Source organism: Acidaminococcus hominis (genome assembly GCF_022484025.1).
Classification (GTDB): domain Bacteria; phylum Bacillota; class Negativicutes; order Acidaminococcales; family Acidaminococcaceae; genus Acidaminococcus; species Acidaminococcus hominis.
Genome location: NZ_JAKVMG010000001.1, coordinates 2,035,137 through 2,051,219 on the forward strand (window position 1 = coordinate 2,035,137; position 16,083 = coordinate 2,051,219).

Genomic DNA, 16,083 nt, shown 5'->3' on the forward strand with positions numbered 1-16,083 from the left:
CCTCCTCATCAGCCGCCCAAATAGGCTTTCTGTACAGCTTCGCTGGCTGCCAGTTCGGCTGCAGTGCCGGACAATACCACCCGTCCGGTTTCCAATACATACGCCCGGTCGGCAATGGACAGGGCCATGTTGGCATTCTGTTCCACCAACAGGACGGTGGTTCCTTCTTCGTTGATCTCTTTGATGATAGCAAAGATTTCCCGTACCAGCAAGGGTGCAAGACCCATGGAAGGTTCATCCAAAATCAGCAGTTTGGGACGACTCATCAGGGCCCGGCCCATGGCCAGCATCTGCTGCTCGCCGCCGGACAGGGTACCGGCCATTTGCCCCACCCGTTCTTTCAGCCGGGGGAACTTGGCGAAAACCTTTTCCTTATCCTGGGCAATACCGTCTTTGTCACTGCGCAGGTAGGCGCCCATGTCCAGGTTTTCCATAACCGTCATGTTGGAAAATACGTGACGGCCTTCAGGGACCTGGACCAGCCCCTGGCCCACCAGTTTATGGGCCGGAACGCCCACGATTTCGTGGCCGTCATATTCGATGCTGCCGTTTTTCGGTTTGATCAGTCCGGAAATGGTATGCAGGGTGGTGGATTTTCCAGCCCCATTGGACCCAATCAGGGTAACAATCTGTCCATCGCCTACTTCCAGGCTTACATCCTTGACTGCGTGGATGGCCCCGTAGAATACATCCAAATGTTCTACCTTCAGCATCAGGACACCTCCTCGCCTAAGTACGCTTTGATTACGCGTTTGTTGTGTTTGATTTCATCAGGGGTCCCGTTGGCAATGCAGATGCCGTATTCCAGTACGTAAATCCGCTGGCAGACGCTCATTACCAGACCCATATCATGTTCAATCAGAAGAATGCTTAAATTAAATTCTTTTTTGATCCAGCGGATCAGTTCCATCAGTTCCTTGGTTTCCTGGGGGTTCATGCCTGCTGCCGGTTCATCTAACAGCAGCAGGCGGGGTCCCGTAGCCAGGGCGCGGGCAATTTCCAGCCGGCGCTGTTCGCCGTAGGGCAGGTTCTTGGCCATTTCATCCTTCAGCTTATCCAGCTTGAAGATTTTTAACAGCTCCAAAGCTTTTTCCTCCACCGCAGCTTCTTCCGAGAAGTACCGGCCAAAACGGCCGATGGCTTCCAAAAGGCCATAGCGGATATGCTGGTTAAAGGCAATCTTTACATTGTCCAGTACGGACAGTTCGGAGAACAGACGGATGTTCTGGAAGGTACGGGCCACGCCCATATTGGTCACCTGGTACGGTTTCTTTCCGTTGATCCGCTGTCCGGCAAAGGTGATTTCCCCTTCAGAAGGTTCATACACCCCGGTAAGCATATTGAAGGCAGTGGTCTTGCCGGCGCCGTTGGGACCGATGAGGCCAATCAGTTCCCCTTCATCAATCTGCATATTCAAGTTGGATACAGCACGCAGGCCGCCGAAAATCATGGAGGCGTTATTCACTTTGAGCAGTTCCGCCATGAGATCCACCTCCCAGCTTTATAGATTTAAACATATTCAGGCTCAGTTCCTTGCTGCCAAACAGGCCCTGCGGGCGGTTCAGCATCAGGACAATCATGACAATGGAGTAGATGACCATACGCCATTCCGGATAATCTGCCAGAGCAGCAGAAATAGCGGTTAAGAGAACAGCACCGGTAACAGCACCGGTCATGGAACCCAGGCCGCCCAATACCACCATGGTCAGGATATCAAAAGAACGCATGAAGGTAAAGGATGCCGGGTGGGCAATGTAATAGTAATGGGAGAACAGGGCACCGGCGGTACCGGCAAAACCAGCTCCAATGGTGAAGGCCATAACCTTGTACTTGGTGGTGTTGATACCCATGGTTTCCGCCGCAATTTCGTTTTCACGAATGGCCAGGCAGGCACGGCCGTCTGCCGAATTCTTGAAGTTTTTGATGACGTATACCACAAAAACCATAATCCAGAAGGCAATGGGGAAGGTGGTCAAACGGGGAATCCCCATGAAACCGGAAGCCCCGCCTACATAGTTGATGTTCAGGATGGCAATCCGGATGATTTCCCCCAAACCCAGGGTAGCAATGGCCAGATAGTCACCGTCCAGCCGCAGGGTGGGCATGCCAATCAGGAAGCCCAGGAAAGCAGCGGCCAAAGTTCCTACAATCAGGGCAAGGGCAAAGTCCATTCCCAGTTTTACGGTAATAATGGCGGAAACATAGGCGCCTACTGCCATAAAGCCGGCATGGCCGATGGAGAACTGTCCCGTAAAGCCGTTGATCAGGTTCAGGCTTACGGACAGGATGATGTTGATCAAAATCATGATGACGTTGGTTTCCCAATAGTCATCCAAAACTTCCTGGTCAAACAGCAGATAGAATACCACAAAAATCACTGCAAAAATGCCCAGGCCCAGTAAATCCTGTTTGCGTAAATTTTTCATGGCTCCCACCTACACTTTCTCTTTCACGTTCTTGCCCAGTAAGCCCGTAGGTTTATAGAGCAAGATGATAATCAGGATGGCAAAGGCTGCTGCATCACGGAAGGTGGAGGAGAAGAAGCCGCTGACCATGGCTTCTACCAGACCCATGATGATGCCGCCCAGCATAGCGCCGGGGAGAATGCCGATGCCGCCTACAACAGCTGCAATGAACGCCTTGATACCGGGCATCATGCCCATCAGGGGATCAATGGAGTTGTAGTAGATGCCTACCAGTACGCCGGCGGCAGCAGCCAGGGCAGAACCCAGGGCGAAGGTCATGGAAATAACCCGGTCGATGTTGATGCCCATGAGCCGGGCTGCGTCTGCATCATAGCTTACCGCTCTCATGGCCTTGCCGGCTTTGGTCCGGTTAACGATGTAAGTCAGAACCAGCATCAGGATAAAGGTGCTTACCAAAATGATGATCTGCTGGTTGTTGATGATGATGCCGCCGATGTTATAGACCGTGGGGGCAAAAATTGCCGGGAAGGTCCGGGGCTGGGGCGTAACCAAAAGTATCATGCCGTTTTCCAGAAAGAACGATACGCCGATGGCGGTAATCAGGGCCGCAATCCGGGGTGCGTTCCGCATGGGGCGATAGGCAATCCGTTCAATGATGATACCAGCAATAGCGGAGCCCAGCATGGCCAAAACGATGGAAGGCAAAAAAGGTAAACCAAACTTGCTGGTGGCTACATAGCCAATATAGGCACCCACCATGTAAATATCACCGTGGGCGAAGTTAATTAATTTGATGATGCCATAAATCATGGTGTACCCGAGGGCAATCAGCGCATAAATGCTGCCCAGTGACACCCCGTTTACAATTTGCTGTACAAATTGTAAAGCAAAAGAACCCGTGTCCATAAGCCTTCCTCCTTTGGAAAAATTTTGGCGTCAGGTCAGTTGAGCCTGACCCAACGCCATATAGACTGAATTTGAAACTTACAGGTTAATCTTTTCTTTGAAGGTCTGTACGCCGTTCTTCATTTCGATGATGATACCGCCGGATACAGGGTTGTGATCCTTATCCAGGGTGAATTTCCCAGTGGCTACTTGGAAATCTTTCATCTTGGCCATTTCGTCGGCAATCTTGGTACCATCGGTGCCGCCAGCTCTCTTGATGGCTTCGGCTACAACCAGGCCTGCATCATAGGAGTGGATGGCAAAGGTATCCGGTTCTGCGTTGTATTTGGCTTTGTAGTCTTTGATGAACTGTTGTACATGGGGATCTTGATCCTGTGCGGAATAAGCGCTGCTGAAGTAGGTGTTGTTCAGAGCATCAGCACCAGCAATTTCTGCCAGTTTCGGGGAATCCCAACCATCGCTGCCCAGGATTGGGCAATCCAGGCCAACTTCACGAGCTTGTTTTACAATCTTGGAAACTTCTTCATAATAAGCCGGTACATACAGGGCTTGAGGATCAGCAGCCTTCAGTTTGGTCAGGGCTGCCTTGAAATCTTGGTCTTTAGCCAGGAAAGCTTCCTTGGCTACAACCTTGCCGCCGTTTTCTTCCAAAGTCTTGCCGAATACTTCCATCAGGCCTTTGGAATAGTCACTGGAAGAATCATAGAAAATAGCCACATTCTTCACGTTCAGGCTCTTAACCGCGAAGGTTGCCATAACCTTGCCTTGGAACGGATCCGTGAAGCAGGCACGGAAGATGTAGGGACGAACCTTGCCTTTTTCATCCACCGTAATGCCAGGTGCCGTAGCTACAGGAGCCATCAGAGGAACCTTGGCGTTGGTGACTACAGGCGTGGCAGCGGATACGCAGCCGCTGGTAGCAGGTCCAACAATAACAGCAACCTTATCCTTGGAAATCAACTTGGTTGCCTGGTTGCCAGATTCAGAGGGCTCGGATTTGTTGTCCGCCTGGACAATAGTAATCTTTTTGCCGTTTACCCCGCCTTTGGCATTGACTTCATCAATAGCCATTTGGAATCCGTTGTAACAGGATTTACCGTAGTTGGCAACGTTGCCGGTGAGTTCAAACAGGGCGCCCACCTTGATTTCATTGCTGTTAGCTGCTTCTTTCTTACTGTCACCGCAGCCTGCAAACATGGTTGCCATTACCGTTGTCATGGCGATAGCGCCGACCGCTTTTTTCCATCCTTTCATCCATAACACCTTTGCTTTCTAGGGGATTCTTGCCAGGGAGCTGTACGAAAGACGGCCGGCCTTGCAAGTTAAGCCTATTATACGTACTTATTCGCGGTTTTGCAATACTCTTTTTACAAAATTGATGCGAATTTTTAATTTGTATACCGTTTTTATGTACATTTTGTGAAGCGTATGTATTTAATGGACATTTGTCTATTGTGAAAGATATATTTCATGCATTCAGATTTTACATGGAATCCTATTTTCAGAACAATAACCGGACAGAAAGAGAAATTGTCAGGATATGGACCTATCGTGTATAATGAAAGGCGGAAGGAGCGTTGATCAGCCTATGCATATCCATGTGGTTCCCTTATTCTGCTGGCTGCTGGAAATTATCTTTTTGTTCCGGTACCAGACCATCTATTATTATATGCAGACCTTTCCCGGGCTGCTGCGCAGCAAGCGCCCCTCTCCGGTTCGGATTATTGTCATTGACCAGGGATTCCTGTTTTTCCTGCTTTTTTATCTGGGGCGGCTGATTTTCTTTTTCTACTGCCTGTTCCTGATTTTATTTGATGATATTTTATGGGAGCCCGCCTCCATGCTGCTGATTCTGTCCGGCTATGAGCAGCTGGCCGTATTCTACCAGATTCCTGGTATGGCCATCCGGGACCCCAAAACAGGCATCCGGTTTCCCACCCATTGGTTCATGCTGGTAATCCGGGGCCTGTCCCTATACGTATTGGGACATCTGGCTTTTACCCTCTAATCCCGCTGGATGATGGCCGGCTGCTGCAGCTGCCGGCTTTTCTTGTACCTAAATTACGAAAAGGAGCTGACTTCATGACCGTTATCCTGCTTTGCATGGCGCTGGGCATTGCGGCCGGCTTGGTAAACCTGTTTTCCTACAAAATAAAGCTGGGCCTTAGCCGCATTTCCCAGGCGGCCCTATGCACCATGATTTTTTGCCTTGCAGCCAAAATTGGCAGCAATCCCCAGCTGCTTGTCCAGTTGCGCACCCTGGGCATCCAGTCCCTGGCCATCTGCCTGGGCAGCATGCTGGGCAGCTTTCTGCTGCTCCTGATAGTAGAGCGGATTTTTGCCCGGGAAATCCACACCCTGTTCCAGGAGGCCAAGAAATGATCCGGCTCATTCTGCTCTCCCTGGTGCTGGGCTTTGGCGCGGGATATGCTTTTCTGACCCCGGACCAGGGGCCCCTTTTGGACACCATTCTCATGAACGCCCTGAACATCATGATTTTTGTTTCCGGCATTGAAATCGGGGAAAACAAGGCTCTAATCCGGCAATTCGTCACGCCCAGGAATTTAAGCCTTTGTCTGGCCATTCCTGCGGCCATCACCCTGGGGAGCCTGACCCTTGGCACGTTATTTGGCCTTTTGACTGGCCTACCCTCCCGGGACAGCCTCCTGGTCAGCGCTGGTATGGGCTGGTACAGCCTGTCGTCCGTGGTTATCGGCTCCCTGTATTCCACCAAGGTGGGCGCCATTGCCTTTATTGCCAATTCCCTCCGGGAACTGCTGTGCTTTATTTCCGTGCCCCTTTTGACCCGGTGGTACAAATTTCCCTGTATCGGCCTGGGCGGCGCCAGTACTATGGACTCCACCATGCCCGTACTGTTAAAGTACATCAATACCCCTGCGGCCATTTTGGGCTTTGTCAGCGGTTTTCTTCTGACTCTGGAGATTCCCTTTCTCCTGACCTTTCTCATGCCCTAAGGGCCAATTTTCCCCTTACAGCGCACAAAAAAACAAGGAAGCAGCCAGCGTATAGCTGGTCACTTCCTTGTTTTTTTTGTGTGTGATTTATCCCAGGAGGCCTTGCGGCTGGAATCTTACAGCTCTTTATATTCAGCTGTCCATTGGCTGTCCAAAACAGCTTGGGCAGGGTCGGCAATGGCTTTTTGGTTGACGCCTTCTTCTACAATGCGCTGGGCCACCTTCTGGGCCAGCACCACCGTGAAGTCCTGGAGATGGGTAACCGGCGGCAGCACAGAGGCACCGGCGTTTTCCACCTTTACTTCATCAGCCAGGGCATGGGCAGCAGCTGCCAGCATTCCCTGGGACACGCATTTGGCGTGGCAGGCAGTTACGGCCAGTCCCATCCCCGGGAACACCAAGGAGTTGTTGGCTTGGCCAATCTGGTACTTCACCCCTTGGTATCCCACTTCCTGGGAAGCAGTGCCGGTAGCCACCAGGGCCCGGCCTTCCGTCCAGGCAATCAGGTCCGCAGCCTTGGCTTCTGCCAGTTCCGTGGGATTGCTCAGCGGGAAGACAATGGGGCGTTCCGTATGGGCAGCCATTTCCTTGACGATGCTTTCTGTAAAGGCACCGCCCACCGTGGAGCAGCCCACCAAAATGGTAGGATGAATGGCTTTTACCACTTTTTCCAAGGTGTCCAGGTCGTGACTGTCCGCAAATTCCGTTCTCTTGCGGGTAAACAGGTTTTGTTGGGGGGTCAGGGCATCGGAATCCTCAAACAGCAGGCCCTGTTGGTCCACCAGGTAGAACCGGTCCTGGGCTTCTTGGGGGGTCAGGCCCTGGAGCAGCATTTCTTCGTAGACCTGGCGCACAATGCCCATGCCGGAGGTGCCGGCGCCAAAGCACAGGAATTTCTGGTCCGTAAGCTTCTGCCCGGAAATCTTCAGGGCGCCCAGAATGGCTGCCAGGGTTACCGCCCCGGTGCCTTCAATATCGTCGTTATAGACGGCAAATTGGTTGGCGTATTGGTCCAGCAGACGGGCTGCATTTTCCCGTCCAAAATCCTCAAAATGGATGTACAGGTTGGGGAACAGCTTTTCAGCCGTTCTCACAAAGCGGTCCACAAAGGTATCGTAGGCAGCGCCCACAATCCGTTTGTGGTGCAGCCCCAGGTACAACGGGTCATCAATCAGGCTCTGGCGGCTGGTGCCAGCATCCAGTACCACCGGCAGCACCTTGGCCGGGTCAATGCCGGCAGCGGCGGTGTACACCAGGATTTTCCCGGTGGAAATGCTGACCCCGTTGGTGCCCCAGTCCCCGATGCCCAGAATGCTTTCCCCGTCGGTAACTACGATCAGTTCAATATCCCGGCCGGCAGCCCCGTTGCGCAGGGCTTCTTCGATATCCCCCATGGCGTCAATGGACAGGTAGACGGCGTTTTGGGGAGTGGTGAACAGTTCGCTGTACTGCTTGACGCTTTCGGCTACGCCAGGAGCATACAAAATGGGCAGCAGCTGTTCCAGATGATGGGAGAACAGGTAAAAGAACAGGGTCCGGTTCCGGCTGAACAGCTTCATCAGATAGTGGCGCTGTACTGCCCGGTTAGGCCGTTCACAAACATTTTCGTAAGCCTGCTGGGCCTGGAGTTCCAGGGTTTCCACATGGGGCGGCAGAATGCCCACCAGCCCGTATTTTCTCCGTTCTTCCAAAGAAAAGGCAGTGCCTTTGTTCAGGAAGGGATCGTTTAACAAATCATAACCCATTTTCGTTGCAGCCATTGTACTTATCTCCTTTTTCTTCCAGGCCTTGGCCTGACTTCGTCGGTGGTTGGGACCGGCTACAGATTTATTTTTATTTCAGTGCATACAAAATACATTTTCGTGATTCTGTAGCAATTTTACACAGGCAGAAAAAGAAAGTAAAATACATTTCTGTTCTTCACCCAAACTTTTAGTTATAATAAAGACAGAAGGAGGTGCCCCATGAAACTGACCCAAATCGAATACTTTATTGCTGTCTGCCAATGCGGCAGCTTCACCGGAGCCGCAGAGAAATGTCATATCTCCCAGCCCGGGATTTCCAAGGCCATGCAGGAACTGGAGCAGGAATGCGGGGTAGCCCTGTTCCAGCGCAACCGGAACAACATCCAGGTCACCCCCCAGGGCCGGATTCTGCTGGAACACGCCCAGCAGTTCGAGAACCATTACTAGAATTTGTGCCAGGTGGTAAAGAATCTGGCACACAGCCGGACCCTGCTGCGGATTGGGGTGGCCACCATGCGGGGAAACACCATTTTCCCCAAGCTCCACGGTGCCTTTTTAAAGGAACATCCCCGAACCACCATCGAAACCATCGAGGAAACCACCAATGTGCTATACGAGCTGCTGGACCGGCAGGAAATTGATTTTGCCCTGTGCGTTACCAACCATATGCCGGAAGAGCCCTATCACCACCTGCTGCTGCGGAAAAGCTACCTGAAACTGTTTGTCCGGAAGGACCACCCCCTGGCCAGCAGAACATCCCTGAGTCTGAAAGAGCTGAAGGACGTGCCTTTGGTCATGTTTTCCGACCATTTTGACCAGACCACCTATATCAAGCGGATGTTTGCAGTCAGCGAGGTGCAGCCCCGGATTGTCCACCAGACCTCCCAGGTCTTCACCATCCTGGAATACATCCGCAGTGAAGCGGCTGCCGGTTTTCTTACCGAAGAAATTGCCAGCCAGGAACCGGACCTGGCGGCCATTCCCATTACCGAATTCCATCCGGCCTTTATTACCCTGGTGTGGAACAAAAATGTGCGCCTGCATCCGGCCATGGAAGAATTTATCCGTTTCGTCAAGCAGTCCAGGTTTATCCAGCCTTTGGAACCACCCCAAAAAGCGGAACCGTCCAGCTCTGCTAAAAAATAAAAAAGCCTTCTCCAGCTGCTGCAGCTGGAGAAGGCTTTTTTTAGGGAACTTATTCCCAAATGGTCTTCATGATTTCTTTGTATCTTTGGCCCATTTCCTTGGTAATCAGGTCGAACAGGGCATAGAACATATCCCCATTGATGCTTTCGTTTTCGAACACTACGCACAGGTCCAGAATCAGGGAACCTTCCGGATCCAGATAGAACTTGAAAGCCTTGTAGCCTTGGTTGAAATCGGTGATCATTTTTTCCAGGGCTTCCTTGTTGTTGTCCTTCAGGGCCTTGGGGGCCAGCAGCACCCGAATCATGCCAAAAGCCGTGTCGTCCAACAGAACCACCAGGACCACGGGCGTACCATCAATATTTACATGGGAACGGAATACGGCGGTGTGGAACCGGTCCCCTTCAATGGCTTGTACCTGAAATGCTTTCGGATCTTTCTTGTCCAAATATTCTTGGAATGCTTGGGCTCTCTTGTTTAATTCTGCCATACTAACTTCCTCCTCAATTCAATTGATTCCATCAAATCTAACAATAACAGGATAGAGCATTCTCCGGCTTTCGTCAAGCTATCCACTTATGCACAAAGTTATCCCCAAAAATCGGGAAGTTATCCACATTTTCTGTGGATAACTTCTGGGGTTAGAGCTATATTTTGTGCGAAAAGCTGTTCGTACTACAAAATCCGGAGGGGCTTATCCACTTATACACAAGTTATCCCCAAGAATTGTGGATAACTTTGGGGAAAATCCACAGGGGTTTAACCAAAATTCCCTGTCTGTGGGCATTTATCGCCACTTTTTACATTCACTTTTCTGTATGCCACAGCTTTTTATCCAGTTATCCACAGAGTTTTCCACCATTGGGGCAAAAAATAGGCTTGTGCAGTTGTGCACAAGCCTATTTTTACGCTTTATTCGTCTTCTTCATCCACGGTATTCACAATGGCCAGAGCAGCAACCTTATCGCCGCTTTCCAGATCCATCAGTTTCACCCCTTGGGCATTTCTGCCATAGGTGGAGATATCCGCCGCATTCATCCGGATGATGATGCCAGCTGCAGAAATCAGCATGATTTCCTGTTTTTCCGTAATGAACTTGGACCCTACAATCAGGCCCGTCTTATCGGTGACTTTCAGGTTGATGATACCTTTGCCGCCCCGGTTCTGAACCCGGTACTCGGAAATATCCGTCCGTTTGCCCTGTCCCTTGTCGGTTACGGTCAGCACTTCACCCGTATCGTCCAGGCAGCTGTCCATGGAAACCACCGTATCGTGAGGCCGCAGCAGAATGCCCCGTACCCCGTGGCTGGTTCTGCCCATGGGCCTTACATCCTCTTCGTTAAAGTGGATGGCGTAGCCGTCCCGGGTAGCCAGGAGGATATCGTTCTTGCCGGAGGTGAGCTTCACGTCAATGAGTTCTTCCCCTTCGTCCAGGTTGATGGCAATCAGGCCGCCTTTCCGGGCGGACTTGAATTCGCTGACGCTGGTACGCTTTACAATACCGGCGTTGGTAGCCATAAACAGGAACTTGTCTTCGTCAGAACTGATGCCGCTGTGGACGGCAATCACGGCGTTGACCTTTTCGTTTTCTTCCAGCGGCAACAGGTTCCGGATATAGGTTCCCTTGGCGGTACGGCCGGCTTCCGGAATTTCGTAGCCCTTCTGCCGGTAGACCCGTCCCCGATTGGTAAAGAACAGGATATTGTCATGGGTGCTGGCCATCAGCAGGTGTTCGGAGAAGTCCCCTTTCACCTTGTTGTCTTCCTTGACAATCTTGCCGCTGCCGGCCTTGATGCCCCGGCCGCCCCGGTTCTGGTTGCGGAAGTTGGTGAGGGCCTGACGTTTGATATAGCTTTGGTGGCTGATGGTAATGACCACGTCCTCCTCAGCAATCAGGTCTTCGGTTTCCAGTTCCCCGGCATCGGGTACAATGGAGGTTCTCCGGGGATCCCCAAAACGCTTCTTCACGTCCAGCAGATCTTCCCGGGCGATACCCATAATCTTATGTTCGTCGGACAACACGTCCTCCAAATAGGCAATATTGGCCATAACTTCCTGGTATTCGTCCTCAATCTTCTGCCGTTCCAAACCGGTCAGGCGTTGGAGACGCATATCCAAAATGGCCTGGGCCTGCTTGTCGCTCAAGGCAAACTTGTCCATCAAGGCTGCCTTGGCTACGTCGCCGTTGGCGCTGGCCCGGATGGTGGCAATGACTTCGTCCAGGTGATCCAGGGCGATTTTCAAGCCTTCCAAGATATGGGCCCGTTCCTTGGCTTTGCGCAGTTCGTACTGGCATTTCCGGGTAATGACATCCTTCTGGTGTTCCAGATAATATTCCAGAATCTGTTTCAGATTCAAAATCCGGGGATGGCCTTTGACCAGGGCCAGCATAATAATGCCGAAGGAATCCTGGAGCTGGGTATGCTTGTACAGCTGGTTCAGCATCACTTCGGGCACCACATCGCTGCGGAGCTCGATGACAATGCGCATACCCTTCCGGTCGGATTCATCCCTTAGGTCCGTAATGCCCTCCAGCACCTTGTCCTGCACCAGGTGGGCAATGCTCTCAATGAGTTTTGCCTTGTTGACCTGGTAGGGAATCTCAGTCACCACAATCCGGTTCTTGTTTTTGGGCATGGGTTCCACATGCGCCTTGGCCCGCACCTTGATAACGCCCCGGCCGGTGGTATAGGCCTGGCGAATGCCGTTGATGCCCAGAATCTTGGCTCCCGTAGGGAAGTCCGGTCCTTTGATGGCTTTCATCAGCTGTTCAATGGTGCAGTCCGGATTGTCGATAAGCATGACACAGGCATCCACCACTTCGTTCAGGTTGTGGGGCGGAATGTTGGTGGCCATACCTACGGCAATACCGGCGGAACCGTTGATCAGAAGAGCCGGTACCTTGGCCGGCAGCACGGTGGGTTCCTTCAGGGATTCATCGTAGTTGGGGATGAAATCCACCGTATCCTTTTCAATATCCCGCAGCATTTCTACGGCAATCTTGCCCATACGCACTTCGGTATACCGCATGGCAGCCGCAGGGTCACCATCCACGGAACCGAAGTTCCCGTGGCCGTCCACCATCAGATACCGGGTGGAGAAATCCTGGGCCAGCCGAACAATGGCGTCGTATACGGAGGAGTCACCATGGGGGTGATACTTACCTAAAACATCGCCCACGATACGGGCGGATTTCTTATACGCTTTGGTCGGCAGCATGCCGGCTTCGTTCATGGCATACAGGATGCGCCGGTGAACCGGTTTCAAACCGTCCCGCACATCCGGTAAGGCCCGCTGTACAATAACACTCATAGCATAGTCGATGTACGACTTCTGCATTTCGTCTTCTACGTATACGGGAATTACCTTGCCTGCCGTGATGGTCTGTTTATCATTTTGCTGATCATCCACGTTCTCACGCTTCCTTTCCTGCGCCCTCCCGGGCTTTGCTGCTAATTGTTTACTTTAAGAACAGATCATAAACCTGCTTGCCGATCAGCACGATGGTTACGATCAAGAACAGGGTACGGATATAACCCACACCCTTTTTGATGGCCATTCTGGCACCTAGCCGGGCTCCGGCAATTTCCACCAGACCCATGGGCAGCGCGTACCAGAAATATACCTTGCCCAAGACCAGGAAGGCTACCAGCCCGCCCAGGTTGCTGGCCAGGTTCAGGGTTTTGGCATTGCCTGCTGCGGTAACAAAATTATAGCCAAAATATAAAAAGGCAAAAATCAGGAACGTTCCCGTTCCCGGACCGAAAAAGCCGTCATACATGCCCAGGCACCAGGCCATAAAGGCAATGCCCACCGCCATGGTCCGGCTCATTTCCGTCATTTCGTTGACGCCGTTCCACTCTTTTTTCTTAAAGGTGTACACCGCCACCGCAATCAGGGAAATGACCACGATGTACCGCAGAATCTGGTCCGGTACCAAAGAAACCAGACAAGCGCCTACGGCGCTGCCTATAGCGGATAAGGGCATCATTTTGATAATTTTCCGGTCGATTTTGCCGGAACGCACAAAAGTAAAAAAACTGGTAATGGCGCCGATGCTGGCCGCAAACTTGTTGGAGCCCAGGGCAACGGGCATGGGAAGAGGGGTCGCCATGTAGGCGGGAATGGTAATCAGTCCCCCGCCCCCTACGGCTGCATCCACAAAAGAGCCCACAAACCCGGCCACCAGCAAAAACACCAAATCATGCCACGAAAAAACGATGGTTTCCATTCCCTACTCCTTCCAGGTCAGATATAGTCCGGCCCAGCCCGCCTGACAAGAGGCGGTGAGCACAGCTTCTGTCATTTTGTTGCTTACTGCATAGGGATTTTCCTGGGTTAAAGAGGAATGGTCAAGGGGCCAGCGGACCCCTTCAATACTCACTGTGGTTTCCGCCGTCAGGGGGAGCAGGCTTACAGCCGCGGGCCTGCGCCCAGCGGGAGTAAAGGCTGCGCCCTCACCGGGGCCCAGAAAACACAGGATTTCCTGTTCATCAGCCAAAATCACGGTGCTGCCCCGCTTCTGACAGGACAGCAGGCAATAAAGATTGCCAAACAAATGGTCCGCCCGGCCGCCCCAAACCCCGGTGGCCAGAACCAGACAAGGGACCTTGATATCTTGGAGAATCAAGGACAGGTCCGTATCGTCCTTGTTCACGGGAAAGGTTTTCACCTTGGCGCCGGCCTGGACAAATTTTTCCCAGGCGCCGGGCGCCGCACTGTCCCTATCCCCATACAAAAAGCGGGGCGTCAGGCCGGCTTTGGCGCAGTGGTCCGCGCCCCGGTCCGCCGCATAAAGGGGCAGGTCCCCTGCTGCTTTCCGCAGCCACTGGGGATCCGGCCGCCGGCCGCCGGCCACCACCACAAGGGGAGCGCCAGAGTCCTTGGTCAGTTCCCACTTGCCCTGGGGAAGCAGTATTTGGGTACCCATAGCTGCCTCAGAAGTCCAGGTTGGTAACCTTGCCGGCATTTTCCTCGATGAACTGCCGCCGAGGTTCAACCTTGTCCCCCATAAGCACGGAGAAAATGGAATCGGCATTGGCCGCATCTTCTAGCTGTACCTGGAGCACCGTCCGCTTGCTAGGATCCATAGTGGTTTCCCACAGCTGTTCCGGGTTCATTTCGCCCAAGCCTTTGTAGCGCTGCACGTAGGGGTTGTTGTTTCTGCCCACTTCATCCAGTTTCTGCTGGAGTTCGTCATCGCTGTAGGCGTAGGTGTGCTTTTTCCCGGTACGGATCAGGTACAGGGGCGGCTGGGCAATGAACACATTGCCGTGGATAATCAAGGGTTTCATATACCGGTAGAAGAAGGTCAGGAGCAGGGTTCTGATGTGGGCCCCGTCCACGTCCGCATCGGTCATGATGATGATCTTGCCGTAGCGGATCTTCTCGATATTGAATTCTTCCCCGATGCCGCAGCCAAAGGCCGTAATCATGGCCCGGATTTCCTGGCTGTTGAGCATCTTGTCCATACGGGCTTTTTCTACGTTCAAAATCTTGCCCCGCAGCGGCAGGATGGCCTGGAAATTTCTGTCCCGGCCCTGTTTGGCGCTGCCGCCTGCGGAGTCCCCTTCTACCAGGTAGATTTCGGTTTCTTCCGCATTCTTGCTGGAGCAGTCAGCCAGTTTGCCCGGCAAAGAGCTGACTTCCAAAGCAGACTTTCTGCGGGTCAGGTCCCTGGCTTTTCTAGCAGCAGCCCGTGCCCGGTTGGCCATAACGGCCTTATCGATGATTTTCTTGGCTACGGGAGCATTTTCTTCGAAGTATTCGGTCAGGGCTTCGGACACCATGTTGTCCACAATGCCCCGGACTTCACTGTTGCCCAGTTTGGTCTTGGTCTGGCCTTCGAACTGGGGTTCCCGGACCTTCAAGCTCATGACGCAGGTAAGACCTTCCCGGACATCGTCCCCGGACAGGTTTTCCTCGTTTTCCTTCAAAAGTCCGTTTTTCCGGGCGTAATCGTTGATGCACCGGGTCAGGGCCTGTTTCAGGCCGGCCAGATGGGTGCCGCCCTCTTCCGTATTGATGTTGTTGACAAAAGTATAGATATTTTCCGTGTAGGCGTCCGTATACTGCATGGCCACTTCCACGATGGTATCCTGCCGTTCCCCTTCCACGTAGATGGGGGGTTCGTGCAGGGCTTCCTTGCCCTTGTTGATGAATTCCACAAAAGAAACAATGCCGCCTTCGTAGTGGAAGGTCTCATCGGCGCCGGATCTTTCGTCGGTGAGCTGGATCTTGACGCCCTTGTTCAGGAAAGCCAGTTCCCGAATCCGGTGCTTCAAGGTATCGTAGCTGTACACGGTTTCCGTGAAAATGGTGTCATCGGGCCAGAAGGTTACGCTGGTCCCGGTTTCGTTTTCCGGACAGGTGCCTTTTTCGTACAGGGGACGGGTGGTTTTGCCCTTGGAAAATTCAATGCCGTAGATTTTTCCGTTCTTTTTGACTTCCACCACCATGCGCTTGCTCAGGGCATTTACGCAGGATACGCCAACCCCGTGCAGACCGCCGGAAACCTTATAGCCCCCATCGCCGAACTTGCCGCCGGCGTGGAGCACGGTCATAACCACTTCAATGGCGGGTTTGCCCACCTTATGCATTTCTACCGGAATACCGCGGCCGTTATCGGTAACGGTAATGCTGTTGTCATCATGGATGAACACGTGGATGTGGTCACAGTAGCCAGCCAGCGCTTCGTCGATACTGTTGTCGATGACTTCGTACACCAGGTGGTGCAGCCCTCTGCCGCTGATGCTGCCGATATACATACTGGGACGCTTGCGGACGGCTTCCAGACCCTCCAATACCTGGATCTGCTCAGCGCCGTAATCACCATGGACGGCAATTTCTTCTTCAATCGATTGTTTCTTCTTTGCCATACAAACC

Annotated in this window: 16 protein-coding genes; 5 read left to right on the forward strand and 11 right to left on the reverse strand. The window is 52.6% G+C overall.

What is annotated here, in order from left to right; genetic code table 11:
• Positions 1–8: 8 nt before the first annotated feature.
• From LKE88_RS09135 to LKE88_RS09155, 5 genes are all read right to left on the reverse strand, one after another.
• Positions 9–713 (reverse strand): ABC transporter ATP-binding protein, encoded by a 705-nt coding sequence (locus tag LKE88_RS09135; RefSeq protein WP_105326598.1) that lies wholly within the window; start codon positions 711–713, stop codon positions 9–11.
• Positions 713–1,483, reverse strand: a complete 771-nt coding sequence (locus LKE88_RS09140) for an ABC transporter ATP-binding protein (RefSeq protein ID WP_105326599.1) — start codon at positions 1,481–1,483, stop codon at positions 713–715. Before LKE88_RS09140 ends, LKE88_RS09135 begins: the two co-directional genes overlap by 1 nt.
• On the reverse strand, positions 1,458–2,426 hold the full coding sequence (locus LKE88_RS09145; protein ID WP_105327407.1) for a branched-chain amino acid ABC transporter permease: 969 nt from the start codon (positions 2,424–2,426) through the stop codon (positions 1,458–1,460). Before LKE88_RS09145 ends, LKE88_RS09140 begins: the two co-directional genes overlap by 26 nt.
• A gap of 9 nt (positions 2,427–2,435) precedes the next feature.
• A complete protein-coding gene (locus LKE88_RS09150; protein ID WP_105326600.1) occupies positions 2,436–3,332 on the reverse strand; it encodes a branched-chain amino acid ABC transporter permease in 897 nt (298 codons plus the stop codon).
• Positions 3,333–3,410: 78 nt separating this feature from the next.
• The gene (locus tag LKE88_RS09155) at positions 3,411–4,586 is read right to left on the reverse strand and encodes an ABC transporter substrate-binding protein (protein ID WP_105326601.1); all 1,176 of its coding nucleotides are present in this window, start codon (positions 4,584–4,586) and stop codon (positions 3,411–3,413) included.
• A gap of 334 nt (positions 4,587–4,920) precedes the next feature.
• Between LKE88_RS09155 and LKE88_RS09160 the strand changes: the two genes are divergently transcribed.
• The 3 genes from LKE88_RS09160 to LKE88_RS09170 all read left to right on the forward strand — a co-directional run bounded on the left by LKE88_RS09160 (position 4,921) and on the right by LKE88_RS09170 (position 6,307).
• The gene (locus LKE88_RS09160) at positions 4,921–5,340 is read left to right on the forward strand and encodes a hypothetical protein (RefSeq protein ID WP_105326602.1); all 420 of its coding nucleotides are present in this window, start codon (positions 4,921–4,923) and stop codon (positions 5,338–5,340) included.
• Between the two features lie 74 nt (positions 5,341–5,414).
• A complete protein-coding gene (locus LKE88_RS09165) occupies positions 5,415–5,714 on the forward strand; it encodes a LysO family transporter (protein ID WP_105326603.1) in 300 nt (99 codons plus the stop codon).
• Positions 5,711–6,307: a LysO family transporter gene (locus LKE88_RS09170; RefSeq protein WP_105326604.1), complete on the forward strand. Its 597-nt coding sequence runs from the start codon at positions 5,711–5,713 to the stop codon at positions 6,305–6,307. The genes LKE88_RS09165 and LKE88_RS09170 overlap by 4 nt, the downstream gene beginning before the upstream one ends.
• Positions 6,308–6,423: 116 nt before the next feature.
• On the opposite strand, the gene LKE88_RS09175 is transcribed toward LKE88_RS09170, so the two are convergent.
• Positions 6,424–8,076 (reverse strand): NAD-dependent malic enzyme, encoded by a 1,653-nt coding sequence (locus LKE88_RS09175; RefSeq protein ID WP_255419960.1) that lies wholly within the window; start codon positions 8,074–8,076, stop codon positions 6,424–6,426.
• Between the two features lie 195 nt (positions 8,077–8,271).
• Here LKE88_RS09175 and LKE88_RS09180 point away from each other — a divergent pair, with 195 nt between their 5' ends.
• Together LKE88_RS09180 and LKE88_RS09185 are read left to right on the forward strand one after the other, a co-directional pair.
• Entirely contained in the window at positions 8,272–8,499 is a 228-nt protein-coding gene (locus LKE88_RS09180) for a LysR family transcriptional regulator (protein WP_231085703.1), read from the forward strand.
• A gap of 12 nt (positions 8,500–8,511) precedes the next feature.
• Complete coding sequence (locus tag LKE88_RS09185) at positions 8,512–9,198, forward strand: LysR family transcriptional regulator substrate-binding protein (RefSeq protein ID WP_231085704.1); 687 nt, start codon at positions 8,512–8,514, stop codon at positions 9,196–9,198.
• Between the two features lie 49 nt (positions 9,199–9,247).
• Here the strand turns inward: LKE88_RS09185 and LKE88_RS09190 are convergent, their stop codons facing one another.
• From LKE88_RS09190 to gyrB, 5 genes are all read right to left on the reverse strand, one after another.
• The gene (locus tag LKE88_RS09190) at positions 9,248–9,688 is read right to left on the reverse strand and encodes a hypothetical protein (RefSeq protein WP_105326606.1); all 441 of its coding nucleotides are present in this window, start codon (positions 9,686–9,688) and stop codon (positions 9,248–9,250) included.
• 422 nt (positions 9,689–10,110) lie between these two features.
• Complete coding sequence (gene gyrA, locus LKE88_RS09195) at positions 10,111–12,609, reverse strand: DNA gyrase subunit A (protein WP_105326607.1); 2,499 nt, start codon at positions 12,607–12,609, stop codon at positions 10,111–10,113.
• 49 nt (positions 12,610–12,658) lie between these two features.
• Entirely contained in the window at positions 12,659–13,429 is a 771-nt protein-coding gene (locus tag LKE88_RS09200; protein ID WP_105326608.1) for a sulfite exporter TauE/SafE family protein, read from the reverse strand.
• Between the two features lie 3 nt (positions 13,430–13,432).
• Positions 13,433–14,128 (reverse strand): thiamine diphosphokinase, encoded by a 696-nt coding sequence (locus LKE88_RS09205; protein ID WP_105326609.1) that lies wholly within the window; start codon positions 14,126–14,128, stop codon positions 13,433–13,435.
• A gap of 7 nt (positions 14,129–14,135) precedes the next feature.
• Entirely contained in the window at positions 14,136–16,076 is a 1,941-nt protein-coding gene (gyrB, locus tag LKE88_RS09210) for a DNA topoisomerase (ATP-hydrolyzing) subunit B (protein ID WP_105326610.1), read from the reverse strand.
• Between the last annotated feature and the right edge of the window lie 7 nt (positions 16,077–16,083).